11 protein-coding genes and 1 pseudogene are annotated in these 12,307 nt (G+C 69.7%); 4 read left to right on the top strand and 8 right to left on the bottom strand.

All coding sequences use genetic code 11. The annotated features are described in order from the left end of the window. Positions 1-108 precede the first annotated feature (108 nt). A complete protein-coding gene (gene ligD / locus AB0G63_RS27825; RefSeq protein ID WP_360755483.1) occupies positions 109-990 on the bottom strand; it encodes a non-homologous end-joining DNA ligase in 882 nt (293 codons plus the stop codon). A gap of 52 nt (positions 991-1,042) precedes the next feature. Here ligD and AB0G63_RS27830 point away from each other — a divergent pair, with 52 nt between their 5' ends. Beyond that, positions 1,043-2,128, top strand: coding sequence for a Ku protein (locus AB0G63_RS27830; protein WP_360755486.1), 1,086 nt, complete (start codon positions 1,043-1,045; stop codon positions 2,126-2,128). Positions 2,129-2,159: 31 nt separating this feature from the next. Here AB0G63_RS27830 and AB0G63_RS27835 read toward each other — a convergent pair whose 3' ends face one another. The 4 genes from AB0G63_RS27835 to AB0G63_RS27850 all read right to left on the bottom strand — a co-directional run bounded on the left by AB0G63_RS27835 (position 2,160) and on the right by AB0G63_RS27850 (position 6,434). Beyond that, positions 2,160-2,816: a DedA family protein gene (locus AB0G63_RS27835; RefSeq protein ID WP_360755489.1), complete on the bottom strand. Its 657-nt coding sequence runs from the start codon at positions 2,814-2,816 to the stop codon at positions 2,160-2,162. A gap of 132 nt (positions 2,817-2,948) precedes the next feature. Beyond that, the gene (locus AB0G63_RS27840; protein WP_360755492.1) at positions 2,949-3,365 is read right to left on the bottom strand and encodes a DUF1003 domain-containing protein; all 417 of its coding nucleotides are present in this window, start codon (positions 3,363-3,365) and stop codon (positions 2,949-2,951) included. A 117-nt stretch (positions 3,366-3,482) separates the two neighbouring features. Then, positions 3,483-4,493, bottom strand: coding sequence for an alcohol dehydrogenase AdhP (gene adhP, locus AB0G63_RS27845; RefSeq protein ID WP_360755495.1), 1,011 nt, complete (start codon positions 4,491-4,493; stop codon positions 3,483-3,485). A 423-nt stretch (positions 4,494-4,916) separates the two neighbouring features. Further along, complete coding sequence (locus AB0G63_RS27850; RefSeq protein ID WP_360755497.1) at positions 4,917-6,434, bottom strand: ATP-binding protein; 1,518 nt, start codon at positions 6,432-6,434, stop codon at positions 4,917-4,919. 324 nt (positions 6,435-6,758) lie between these two features. Here AB0G63_RS27850 and AB0G63_RS27855 point away from each other — a divergent pair, with 324 nt between their 5' ends. Further along, positions 6,759-7,496, top strand: coding sequence for a transposase family protein (locus AB0G63_RS27855; protein WP_360755500.1), 738 nt, complete (start codon positions 6,759-6,761; stop codon positions 7,494-7,496). A gap of 23 nt (positions 7,497-7,519) precedes the next feature. Here the strand turns inward: AB0G63_RS27855 and AB0G63_RS27860 are convergent, their stop codons facing one another. Both AB0G63_RS27860 and AB0G63_RS27865 read right to left on the bottom strand, forming a co-directional pair. Continuing rightward, positions 7,520-7,993, bottom strand: coding sequence for a hypothetical protein (locus AB0G63_RS27860; RefSeq protein ID WP_360755503.1), 474 nt, complete (start codon positions 7,991-7,993; stop codon positions 7,520-7,522). 6 nt (positions 7,994-7,999) lie between these two features. Further along, a complete protein-coding gene (locus AB0G63_RS27865) occupies positions 8,000-8,977 on the bottom strand; it encodes a hypothetical protein (RefSeq protein ID WP_360755506.1) in 978 nt (325 codons plus the stop codon). Between the two features lie 525 nt (positions 8,978-9,502). Here AB0G63_RS27865 and AB0G63_RS27870 point away from each other — a divergent pair. Next, positions 9,503-9,670, top strand: coding sequence for a hypothetical protein (locus AB0G63_RS27870; protein ID WP_360755509.1), 168 nt, complete (start codon positions 9,503-9,505; stop codon positions 9,668-9,670). 324 nt (positions 9,671-9,994) lie between these two features. Here the strand turns inward: AB0G63_RS27870 and AB0G63_RS27875 are convergent, their stop codons facing one another. Continuing rightward, complete coding sequence (locus tag AB0G63_RS27875; RefSeq protein ID WP_360755512.1) at positions 9,995-11,344, bottom strand: hydrolytic protein; 1,350 nt, start codon at positions 11,342-11,344, stop codon at positions 9,995-9,997. 307 nt (positions 11,345-11,651) lie between these two features. Here AB0G63_RS27875 and AB0G63_RS27880 point away from each other — a divergent pair. Next, positions 11,652-12,269, top strand: a pseudogene (locus tag AB0G63_RS27880) (LuxR C-terminal-related transcriptional regulator); the annotation flags it as partial. Between the last annotated feature and the right edge of the window lie 38 nt (positions 12,270-12,307).

Consider the following 12,307-nt stretch of genomic DNA (forward strand, 5'->3'; position numbering starts at 1 on the left):
GCGCCGATCCGGTGGGCGGGCGCTGACCGGGTGGGCGGGCGCTGATCCGGTGGCCGGGCGCCGGGCTCCGGGGTGCCGGGGTCCACTGGCGTCTTCGCCGTCCGGGTCTCAGGGCAGGCTGCCCGCGCGCTCCGGCTCCAGGAGCGGGGCGAGCAGGTCGCCGTAGTCCTGTACGCGCGGCGCGATGTCCGGCGCCCGGAAGGCCAGCTGCGCGGGCGCGCCGCAGTCCTCGACCTCGCGCCAGGTCACGGGCGCCGACACGGTCGGCTCGGGCCGGGCCCGCAGCGTGTAGGCGGCCGCGGTGGTCTTGCGCGCGGCGTTCTGGCTCCAGTCGACGAACACCTTGCCCGGCCGCAGACTCCGCGTCATCCGGTGCACCACGAGCCGGGGCATGGCCCGCTCGGCCTCGACGGCGAGCCGTTTGGCGTAGTCGCTCACCTGCTCCGAAGGGGCCGGCGCGAGAGCCGCGAGCAGGTGCAGCCCCTTCGACCCGGAGGTCTTGGCGAGGGCCTCGATCCCGTCCGCCGCCAGCCGCTCCCGCAGCCACAGCGCGACCTCGCAGCACTGGACGATGTCGGCGGGCGCCCCGGGATCGAGGTCGAAGACGATCCGGTCGGCCACCCCCGGCGTGCCGACGGGCCACTGGTGGGTGTGGAACTCGGTGACGAGGTTCGCGGCCCACATCAGGCTCGCCAGATCCTGCACCAGCACCATCCGCACCGGCCCCTCCGACCGCGGCACCTCGGCCGTCGTGACCCAGTCGGGGGTACCCGGCGGCACGTTCTTGGCGAAGAAGAGCTGCCCGTCCGGCCCGTCGGGATACCTGAGGAAGGAGACGGGCCGATCACGCAGATGGGGGAGCAGGACGTCGGCGGTGGTGGCGTAGTAGTGCAGCATCTCGCCCTTGGTGAAGCCGGTCGCGGGATACAGCACCTTCTCCAGGTTGCTGAGCGCGACCCGTCTCCCCTCCACCTCGGTGATAGGCGTCATACGATGAGAATCTCATGCGAATGGTGACCAATGGTGCATAACGACCGAAAGGATGCTGCACGTGAGATCCATCTGGAACGGCGCCATCTCCTTCGGTTTGGTCAGCATCCCGATCAAGCTGGTGAACGCCACCGAGAACCACTCGATCTCCTTCCGCCAGATCCACACGGAGGACGGCGGCCGCATCCGCTACCGCAAGGTCTGCGAACTGGAGGACCGCGAGGTCACCCAGTCGGAGATCGGCAAGGCCTACGAGGACGCGGACGGCTCGGTCGTCCCGATCACCGACGAGGACCTGGCCCACCTGCCGATCCCCACGGCGAAGACGATCGAGATCGTGGCCTTCGTCCCCGGGGACCGCATCGACCCGCTCCAGATGGACGCGGCGTACTACCTGGCGGCGGGCGGTGCCCAGGCCGCGAAGCCGTACACCCTGCTGCGTGAGGCGCTCAAGCGCAGCAACAAGGTCGCCGTCGCCAAGTTCGCCCTCCGCGGCAAGGAGCGCCTGGGCATGCTCCGGGTGGTGGGGGACGCGATCGCCATGCACGGCCTGCTGTGGCCGGACGAGGTCCGCGCCCCCGAGGGCCTCGCCCCCGACACGAAGGTCACGGTGAACGACAAGGAACTCGACCTCGCGGACGCCCTGATGGACACCCTCGGCGAGATCGACCTCGGGGACCTGCACGACGAGTACCGCGAGGCGGTGGAGGAGGTCGTCGCCGCGAAGGCCGCCGGCGAGGCCCCGCCGGAGGCCCCGCGACCGGCCGCGGGCGGCAAGGTCCTGGACCTGATGGCGGCGCTGGAGAAGAGCGTCAAGGCGGCGAAGGAGTCGCGGGGCGAGCCGGCGGGGAAGGCCGGCGCGGAGACCGGTGCGGAGGCGGAGGCGGAGGTCACGCGTCTGTCCGGCCGCGAGTCGGCGCGCGCGACCCCGAAGGAGACCGGCGGCAAGAAGTCGACGTCCGCGGCGAAGAAGACCGCGGCGGCCAAGGAGACCCCGGCGAAGTCGGCGCGGGGTACGAAGAAGACGGCGGCGACCGGGACCACCGCCAAGAAGACGGCCGCCAGGTCCACGGCGGCCAAGGGCGGCGCCAAGAAGACGGCGGCGAAGAAGGCCACGCCCCGCAAACGGTCGGCCTGACCGGCGCAGGCGGGCCGGACTCTCGCGGCGGTCAGGCCGTCCCGCCCACGGGCCGGTGACGATCGTCCGCCCGGCCATCCCCGTCCCCGTCCCGGCGCCGGCGGCGGACCCGCCAGACGACGAGAGCCACGACGACGGCGACGGCCACCAGCAGGGCGAAGGTGCCTCCGACCAGGCGCTCCGCGCGCTCGTAGGCGGCGCCCGCGCCGTAGCCGAGGAGGGCGTTGCCGACGCTCCAGACCAGCCCGCCGAGGGCGTTGTAGAGCAGGAAACGACGGTACGGCAGGCCGGCGACACCGGCCGTGGCCGGCACCAGGGACCGCAGGAGGGCGACGAACCGGCCGATGAACACGGCGGCCGGACCGCGCCGCCGCAGCAGCTCCCGCGCATTGTCCACGTGCCTGGCGCGCCGCCGCAGCGGCCGGCTGTGCAGCACGGGCGGCCCGAGGCGCCGCCCGACCTCGTACCCCACGCTGTCCCCGGCGACCGCCGCGAGCACCACCACCGCCATCAGCAGACGCAGGTCGACGACGCCCCGCCCGGCCAGCACACCGCCGACGATCACGGCGGTCTCGCCCGGCAGCACGAACCCGAGGAACAGGGCGTCCTCGGCGAACACGAGCGCCGAGACCACGGCATAGACCAAGGGCCCCGGCAGCCCGGTGAGCCACTCGACGACGGAATGCATCTCCGTCCCTTCCCGGCGGCGGCCCCGAGCGGTCTCCGCCGACGAGGGAACGAGTACCCCGTACGCCCATACATCCGCGTGCCCGCGCCCGCAACCGCAACCACGGCGGCTGCCTTCAGCCGTCGCCGTCGGTCAGCGCACGACGGGGTCCTCGTCCTGCTCCTCCAGGAGGCGGCGGTGGAGTTCCTGCGTCATGACGTGGATCGCGCGGGTCAGCTCGGTGTTGGTCTTCAGCTCCAGTTCCTGCTCGACGAAGTCGTGGTCGGCCTTCATCTGCTGGAACGCGGCCTGCCGGTTCTGCCCGATCATGACGAACGTGGACAGGAAGATGGCCTCCAGCGACACCACCAGGGTCAGCGAGGGCCAGGGGCTTCCTTCGAGGAACAGCATCCACACGGCGAACCCGACCGCGTGCACGTAGACGAACGGCATCGAGCCGGCGAACCGGGTGATGGCGTCGGCGATGCGCAGCTGCACGTCCTCCGCCCGCTTCAGGCGGTGCGCCACCACCGCCGGGTGATGCCGGTCCGCGCCGCGCGGCTCGCCCATGTCAGCACCTTTCAGCACAGCGGGGCGGACGCCCCGGCAGCCCCGCGGTCCGGCACACGCGAGCGGCGCCGGCTGGGAAGCTCCGGCGCCGCCTCGCGTGGACCTGGGCAGGGAGGGTCACATCTCGAAGACGATACGCGCCTTGACCCGGCCGTCCAGGACGTCGGCTATGGACTCGTTGACCGACTCCAGGGGCCGGGTCTCGTAGATGACCTTCGTCCGCCCGGCGGCGTGCAGCTGGAACACCTCGTCGAGGTCCTGGCGGGTGCCGACGATCGAACCGATGACGGAGGTGCCGTTGAGCACGGTGTCGAAGATCGGGACCTGGATGGTGCCGCCGGCGGGCAGGGCGACCATGACCAGCTTGCCGCCGCGCCGCAGACCGCCGTAGACGGCGGCGAACGCGGCCTCGTTCACGGCGAGCGCGACGGCGGCGTGCGCACCGCCGTGCTGCTTCAGCACCTCGGCGGGGTCCTCCTTGCGGGCGTCGATCAGGATGTCGGCGCCGAGTTCCCGGGCGAGTTCGAGCTTGTCGTCGGTGACGTCGATCGCGGCGACCGTCGCCCCGGCGATCTTGGCGTACTGCACGGCCAGGTGGCCGAGTCCGCCGACGCCGGAGATCGCCACCAGCTGGGCAGGCCGCACGCCCGCGACCTTCAGCGCCTTGTACGTCGTCACGCCGGCGCAGGTCAGCGGGGCGGCGTCACGCGGGTCGATGCCGTCGGGGACGCGGGCGGCGAAGTCGGCGGGGGCCAGCATCTTCTCGGCGTACCCGCCGTCGCAGCCGTACCCCGTGTTGATCTGCTGCTCGCACAGCGTCTCCCAGCCGGACAGGCAGTGCTCGCACCGCCCGCAGGCCCAGCCGAGCCACGGCACGGCCACCCGCTGCCCGACGTCCAGATGCGTCACGCCCTCACCGAGCGCCTCCACGATGCCGACGCCCTCGTGACCGGGGACGAACGGCGGGTTCGGCTTGACCGGCCAGTCGCCGTGCGCGGCGTGGATGTCGGTGTGGCACAGCCCGGACGCCTCGAGCCGGATACGGACCTGACCGGGACCGGGCTGCGGGTCCGGCCGCTCCTCGATCACCAACGGCTCGCCGAAAGACCGGACCACTGCTGCCTTCATCACAGGCTCCTCAAGACTGTTCGCTTCTGTTCGCTTCGGTGCCTGTCCAGCCTCCGACGCCACGGAACGGCACGGGAGGTGCTGCATGTCCTCCCGCAGGGGGCCGCTCGGCCCCATCGACCCACCCGACACAGCCCGTCGACGGACACGGTGAGGCTGCGGGGCCCGGGAGTACGACGACGTCGGCCCCTCCGCGCCCTCTCCCGGCAAAGCCGGGCCAGGAAGAGATCGACACCCGCTCCTTCGCCATCGTCACGGACCTCGTCGGGACCCACCGAGCAGACCCGTTCGGCCTGGCGCCGGCGCCCAACCCCGTGGCCGCAAGGAGATGCTGCGCACCGGAAGCGAAGCGGGGACGACACGGACGCCCGGCGAGGGGACGGAACGGCCTTCAACGAAGCGCGCGGCCACCTGCTCGCCGAGTCATGCCAGACCGTGAATGGGGCCGTCGCCGTACAGTGCGCCGATGTCGACCAGGAGGACGTCGCGGCGGTGTCCGGCGGCGTCGATGACATCGGGATGGAAACCGTGCAGGGAGAACAGGGCGAGGGCCGCTCCCTCGGGCCGGTGCCCCTGATCGGCGAGCAGGGTCCGGATATGTTCGAGGCGTTCCAGGTCCTTGAGCCCTCGGGGCTGGACGGTGGCCTTGGCCTCACCGATCAGGGCAATGGCGGCCCGCGGGTTCTGAGGGCGCTCGCCGGGCGCCAAGGCGAGAAGATCGACCTCGTGTTTGGTTCGGGCGGCCGGGTCGGCGATCTCCGCCGTGCCCACCGCGCCGAGCGACAGCCCCGTCTCGTCGGTGGCGAAGGAGCGGGCCCATTCGCGCGCCGTCTCCTCGAAATGCGGGCCGAGGATCTTCGAGTGGTACGTCGGTCGGGAAGACTGCCACACCTGGGCACCGCGCCGCCGTTCCACCAGGTCCACCATGGGCAGTGTGATCAGCTGGTTGAAGCGGATCACCGGGTCCGCCACGCTGATGGCCGGGTGCCGCGCCTTGAGCAGGTCCTGTTCCTTGCGGACGTAGCCGGTTGACTCGAGTACCTCCAGCGGGGCGACCATGGCGGAGCGGGACCGTTCCAGCATCGAGCCGACCTTGGCCGGTGTCGAGGCGCCCCGGGCGACCGCGGACAGCACGTCGTAGTACAGCGTGCGGTGGGTGATCCGGGGGTCCTCGCGCAGCAGGAACTCCGCCTCCACCCGGGAGTAGAGGGCCCGTCCCGGGTCCAGAAGAGTGCGTTCCACCCAGGGGGCGAACTCGGCCTCCTGCTGAGGGGCCGGTCCCGCGGCCAGCGGCCGATAGCCGGGGGCACCGCCCAGTACGGAGTCGACCTGCAGTGCCACTGCCGGGTCTGCGATTCCCCAGTGGGTACGGGCGGTGCGGTAGTCGAAGGCCGGCAGGCGCAGGTCCAGAACGGCTCGGCCGCGCAGCGGCTTGGTCCCGGACAGCAATTCGGACATCACGCTCATCGCCGAGCCGCACAGCACGATCCGGCCGCCGGGTGCCTTGCCGGACTGCGACTGGTCGTACAGCAGTTGCAGAAAGCCGGGGATCTCCGGGGAGTGCTGCAGCAGGTACGGCAGTTCGTCGATGACGATCAGCGGGGCACCCGAGGTCCGGTTCACCACCTCCAGCGCGGCGGTGAGCACATCCCGCCAGTCGTCCAGCTGCATCGCCCCGGGCCGCACACCCGCGTGTGCGGCGATCGCCTCCGTGAACCGGCGCAGCGCGGGCACCCGGCCCTCCTCCTGCACAGCGGTCAGGTACAGCCCGCCCACTGCTTCGGCGAGCGCTTCCAGCAGGAACGACTTCCCGTTTCTCCGGCGCCCCGAGACGATGGCCAGCCGCAACTCGGTGGCTGGATCGGCGAGAAAATCGTTCAGGAGGGCCCACTCGTGATCGCGGTCCAGCAGCCGCCCCGGCTTGTCGATCTGTCCAGCCACAGCGCCCTCGAATCTGTTCGGGTCTACCTATACAAAAACGGTACGGGTTGAGCTTAACTCTTGCCCGCATCCCGCCAGGTCTACCAGCCCTCTGCCGGAGAGGCAGGCCGACAGTCTGGGCAGGCCGAGGCCCGAACGGAGCTGGTTCCGCCCCGGCTTGCCCGCCGTGCCGCCTTGCCGAAGGCAATGAGCCCGTTCCAACCTCATCGTGCAGTCGGGTAGTTGGGCTGACAACATGGTGAAGCCCCTGGTAGATGGGTTTTCGACCAAGAGAACCGTCTCCACCAGAGGCTTCACGCGCTTGTCTACCCGTCGGGCGCCGACGTGTCCAGCTCTGCCCTCCGCTTCCTCACGCAGCAGTTGCGGCGGCATCGCCGTGCAATCGGCTCCCGCCGGCGGCGCCTGAGCGCCGGCCGCCAGGCTCTGCTCACACTCGCCCACCCGCGGGTGGGGCACACCTATGCTCAGTCGGCGGCCGGGTTCGGAGTCGGCACCACGACGGCCTACCGCTACGTCACCGAGGCCGTCGAACTCCTGGCCTCTCTCGCCCCGGGCCCGGCCGACGCGGTGCGGACCGCGTCGTCGAAGGCGTACCTGATCCCGGACGGCACACTCCCGCCCATCGACCGCATCGCCGCGGACCGCCCGTTCTTCTCCGGCAAGCACAAGAGGCACGGGATGAACGTGCAGGTCGTCGCCGACCCCTTCGGTCGGCTGCTGTGGGCCTCACCGGCCCTGCCCGGCGCCGTCCACGACATCCGCGCGGCCCGTGAACACGGCATCCTCGACGCTCTCGCCGACGCCGGTATCCCGTGCTGGGCGGACAAGGCCTACCGGGGCGCCGGCGGCACGGTCCGCACCCCGTACCGGGGCCGGTGGGAGACCCTCTCCACCGGCCAGAAGGCGGTGAACCGGTCCCACGCGAAGATCCGCGCCCTCGGCGAGCAGGCCGCCGCCACCCTCAAGTCCTGGCGGCTGCTGCGCAAGCTGCGCTGCTCGACCACCCGGATCACCAAACTCGTCCAGGCCGCCCTCGTCCTTCATCTGATCAGCCCAGAGTGAGGATGGAAACGCTCAGTGATGCCTCACTGCTGCGTAAGGTCAGAGATCACCGCGATCGTCCACGCGCGTATGGCTGTGAGCACGTCGAGCGGTGGCCTCTTCTCCCGAGCGATATTTTGTTCCGTGTCGTACTGCTCCCACAGCGGCTTTGATTCCTCGATGCTTTTGGCGGACGACAGCGGAACATTCATGCACGAGACCTGGACTCGTTCGATCTCCGCTCTGCCGGCAGCCCAGTCAGCCAGGCGGTCCGCTTTCTGTTGCGGGGCCACCTGATATCCGACTTCGAGGCTCGTGAGAGCGGAGCGCAGGTCGACAACGGCTTCGACGCATGTCCGCGAACGCTCGCGCTTCTGGGCCTTCTGGTCCATGCTGATCGGGACCCAGAATGCCACCAAGGCCACGACGAGACTGATGAGAGCGATGACGAAATTCAGGTGATCGAGCAGGTTTCTCCATTTTGAGGGTGCCGCAGGCTCTGTGTCCTCATCGGTCATGCAGATTCACGCACATTTCTTCTCGACAAGGATTACTGAAGGGGTGCTCTCCATTCCATTTTGGGTTATGGCGGATGCCGTGCTTGTGGTGCTGGTGAGCCCGCATTTCAGGCTGTTCCTGTCAGGGAGCAGTGTGGTGAATCTGATGTACACGTTGGCTCCCGGGGCGTAGGAGCCGACGTTGATGCCGCTCTGGGTGACACCGTCATTGGTCTTCTTCCACTTGCCGCCTGTTGTGCTCGTTGCGATGCTGGTACTGCCGCGGACGTAACGGAAATCTTCCGGTAGCTCCTCTTTCAGTACCACGCTGTCCTGCTGTGTGGTTCCGGTGTTCCGGTATTGGATCGTGTAGGTCACGCGAGCCTCAGCCTTGAACCGTAGCCCGCTGTCATGCCTGTGTGCTCCGGCAGGCGTCACGGCCTGGCTCACCACAAAGTTCGGTTGGTCGGCGGCAAATCTGAACCGCACGTACCCCTCACACTTCTTCTCACCGGTGACAATTCCATCTCTGGTGGAACAGCCGACGAGGGTGCCCGCTTCCGAGAAGAGTTCCTCAGCAGGAAGAGCCAGGCCCTCAGGAGTTGCTTTCGTGAACATCGCCGAGGAATGGGGAACGATACGGATGGCAACTGGCTGATCCGCCGGTGTCGTGAGCACCAGCGAATTCCACATGAGTGGTACGGCTGCGTTGTCGGACTGGAGCAGGCCGGAAATCCGCTCACGGCCCTGCACCGTTGCCGGAAGTTGGGCACGGACCTTTGTCCCCGTACTCGCCCCAGCCCGCGTTCCGGGAGCCGCGTCGTTCCGGAAGAAGATGGACGCCTCGTAGGTGTGACCGGGTTTCAGGGCCACATCGCCATCTGTCTGCCACCGGCCGGTGGAAACCTCTTCGACAGCAAGAAAGTTTCTCTCGTCCCCGTAACTGGGATTGTCGGTCACCGAGTTCAGGACCGCCCGTTCGGGACGGGCGTTCTCCGTGTACATGTCCCGCGCGGGGCCCCATGCTCCGGTGACGGAGCTCAAGTCGAGGCCTTTGGAGTCCTTCCCGTCGGAATTCTCGTCCGCGCCGCAGGCGGAAACGGACCCGAGGCACATGAGGAAGACGGCTGCCCACGCCCAGCCGTGAGCGGCTGTCGTTCTGCCTCGTGTCCCGGGAACGCCGTGCCGGTGCCTCGCCCCCTGCATCCCCCCACCCATCTGCCATCTGGCGTTGCCATGATTATGGCGCGGACGCCAGTGAGTGACCACGGGCCGATCACGCCTGGAGTGCCAAGCGATGCCACGGGCCCCTCGGCGCAGGGTCAGGCGGCTGCTGGTGGCACCCGTGGCCGGCCGGGCGCCCACGACTTCTGGTGGAGGACGCGCCGGTCGACCGGTCATGGGATCCGGAGCAGAAGCCGGAGGTGCCGGCAGCCTTCTTCGTCGGACGTTGCTGCCGTCGGCCGTGATCGTTGAAAGGATCGGGCCGCTTCGACGGCGACACGGAATCCACGAGGAGAAGAGGACTCCATGAACGACGTTCATGTACGCATCGGCACCCATCGGGACTCCTATCACACCGACACCGGCTGCCCCGCGCTGAACGGCAAACCGGAGACGTTCGAGGGAATCGAGCAGATGTCCCGAGCGGACGCGGAAGCGCAGGGGCTCACGCATTGCCGGTGGTGCAAGGCGTAGCAGCCGCCCGGCGGGACGGAGGATCTCCCGTGGGCGCGTGACCCATGAGGCGATCGTGCGAGGGCTGGGTGTCACCGCCCCCAGCGATCCGGGCCGCCGCTCGCGCCCGGCGCTCTGGCCCCGGGGCCGGTGCCTCGTACCGGCCGGCGCGACTACGGGCGCGCCGGGGTGGCGATCGATTGCCGGGGCGAACGGGAAAGGCCGCCATCGGCCCGGGTGCCGGTTTTCAGACCTGGGTTATCGATTTCCAGACGGAACCACTTGGCGCTCTTTACAGATGTACTCAGCACTGATCAAGAATGATCGGGAACTCTGAGGTTGGATTCACTGCTTGGTGCTGCTGAGGACACCGCTCACGTTCAGCACCTCGTGACATCCCTGCGCCCGGCGACCGGTGGCCGGAGTGCCCGGCTCAGCGCAGGTCACTTCGATGGTCACGGTGTCGTTCGCGGGGATCTTGATGGGGGTGACCCAGTGGTAGTCCTGGTTGCGGAAGGTCTCCAGGGCGATTGTGGTGATCTTGCGGTCGCCGAAGGTGATCGTCAATACCCCTTCGTCACCTTGGAAGTTGGCGACAACGATGTCCGTTACGCCGAATACGCTCTTGTCCGGAACCTTGTAGGTGCCGGTCCTGGTCTCCCCGCCGGCCGTCTTCAGATCGATGGTCGCCGAACTCTGCTGACCGCCGCCGACCGCGGCGCCGTCGCCGGTCGAGGTGCCGTCGCCGCCCGATCCGGACCCCGGACCCTGCCCCGACCCCGGGGCGCCGGGCGATGCGCTCGCACCGCCGCCGGAACCGACGCCGGGTTGCTGCCCGTTGCCGCCCTGCTCCCCGGCGGGCGTGGGGCGCGGCTGCACCGCCTCGTTGGCCGCCTCCTTCGCGGCGCTGCGCACCGCCGGACGGACCAGCGCGAACCAGGCGAGCAACAGCGCGAGCAGCGCCGCCAGCAGGGCGAGCAGCCACTTGGGGAAGACGGGTATCTGGACGAACTCCGCGTCCAGCGGCGGCCGGTGGACCGTCTCGTCCGGCCGGTTCCCCTCCCGGTCCCCGGTCTCGGCGGTGTCCACGGTGAACGGCCAGACCACCGGGGAGCCGAACCACACCGGCTTGCCCGTGCGGACCCGCAGCCCGACCTCGGCCGACTCGCCGGGCTCCAGCTTCGGCTCGGCCGGGCTGAAGGCGAACGCCAGTTCCTCGCCCGCCTGGCCGGGCGTGAAGCCCACCTGGACGGGGGTGTTGCCCCCGTTGCGCACCGCCAGCCGGTAGCGGCCGCGCAGCCAGCCGCGCCGGCGGCGCGGGAGCAGCTCGGTGCGCAGTTCGTGGAACTCCGCCACGTGCACGGTGGTCTCGGGGACCCGTACCGCCTCGGGGTGCTCCGTCGGCAGGACCCGTACCGCGAGGGGCATCTCGCCGGCCCGGATCTCCGGGGAGCGCGGCGGTTCCAGCCGGATCGTCACCGTCTCGGAAGTGCCGGGGTAGAGGGAGACCCGCGCGGGTTCCACGGTGGTCCAGGAGGCGCAGTCCCCGACGACCTCCAGGCTGTAGGCCTCGACGATGTCGCTGTCGTTGCGGACAGTCAGACTGGTCGTGGCGGTGCCGCCCGGGACCACCGTCACGACCGGGATGTCGAGTCCGGGCGCACCGGGACCGGAAGAGGCTGCAGAAGGCGTCACGCCACCACCGTAGGAACACCGGCGGGTGTACGCCGAGGGGCGCGGGGGCAACATCCGGGCAGTCGTGGTGCCTGCGCAGTCACCGTCAACGCATCGTAAATACCGACCTGTTGAAGTCACTCCAGGGGCTCTCGTGCGCCGCCTTCCGGTGTTCTCCGGCCCCAGCGAGCCTGTCCCACGAACTCCGGACAGGTACCCCCCCGAACCTTGCACAGAGGAGAACAGCCCCGCCATGTCCGCCCCCACGTCATATGAATCCGCAACCACCGGCTTAGGACACTGGGCCTCTCGCACCGGCCGGCCGGAGCGGGTGACCGTGGCCCTCTACGCCGCCGATCCCGTCCTGCGCGTCGGCGTCGTCCAGCAGTTGCGCCAGCGCCCCGAAGTCGACCTGCTCACGGAAGACGCCGCCGCGGATGCCCAGGTGTCGCTGGTGGTCGTGGACAACGTCGACGACGACGTGGCCGAGCTGCTGAACCGGCTGCGGCTCAACTCCTCCACCCGCGTGGGCCTCGTGGTGAGCACCCTCGGCTCCGACGCACTGCAACGCGTCATCGAGTGCGGCGTCGCGGCGGTGCTGCGACGCGGCGAGGCCGACCAGGACCGGCTGGCCCACCTGGTGCTGGCGACGGCCAACGGCGAGGGAGTGCTGCCCGGCGACCTGCTGGGCAAGCTGCTCAGCCACGTCGGCGCCCTGCAGCGTTCGCCGCTCGATCCGCGCGGCCTGTCCCTGTCCACGCTGACCACACGGGAGGCGGACATGCTGCGCCTGGTGTCGGAGGGCATGGACACCGCGGAGATAGCCCGCAAGACCGCGTACTCCGAACGGACCGTCAAGAACGTCCTGCACGAGATCATCACCCGCCTCCAACTCCGCAACCGGGCGCACGCGGTGGGCTACGCGCTGCGGAACGGACTCATCTGAGACTCCGGGACGTGAGCCGGGTGCGCCGGTGCTGCCCG

The sequence above is a fragment of the Streptomyces sp. NPDC020996 genome (genome assembly GCF_040641355.1).
In the GTDB taxonomy this organism is placed as follows: Bacteria; Actinomycetota; Actinomycetes; order Streptomycetales; family Streptomycetaceae; genus Streptomyces.

Bases quoted from the DNA above. Each gene is read 5' to 3' on its own strand.
- ligD (WP_360755483.1), bottom strand. From the start codon at position 990: ATGACGCCTATCACCGAGGTGGAGGGGAGACGGGTCGCGCTCAGCAAC.
- AB0G63_RS27830 (WP_360755486.1), top strand. From the start codon at position 1,043: ATGCTGCACGTGAGATCCATCTGGAACGGCGCCATCTCCTTCGGTTTG.
- AB0G63_RS27835 (WP_360755489.1), bottom strand. From the start codon at position 2,816: ATGCATTCCGTCGTCGAGTGGCTCACCGGGCTGCCGGGGCCCTTGGTC.
- AB0G63_RS27840 (WP_360755492.1), bottom strand. From the start codon at position 3,365: ATGGGCGAGCCGCGCGGCGCGGACCGGCATCACCCGGCGGTGGTGGCG.
- adhP (WP_360755495.1), bottom strand. From the start codon at position 4,493: ATGAAGGCAGCAGTGGTCCGGTCTTTCGGCGAGCCGTTGGTGATCGAG.
- AB0G63_RS27860 (WP_360755503.1), bottom strand. From the start codon at position 7,993: ATGACCGATGAGGACACAGAGCCTGCGGCACCCTCAAAATGGAGAAAC.
- AB0G63_RS27865 (WP_360755506.1), bottom strand. From the start codon at position 8,977: ATGTACACGGAGAACGCCCGTCCCGAACGGGCGGTCCTGAACTCGGTG.
- AB0G63_RS27870 (WP_360755509.1), top strand. From the start codon at position 9,503: ATGAACGACGTTCATGTACGCATCGGCACCCATCGGGACTCCTATCAC.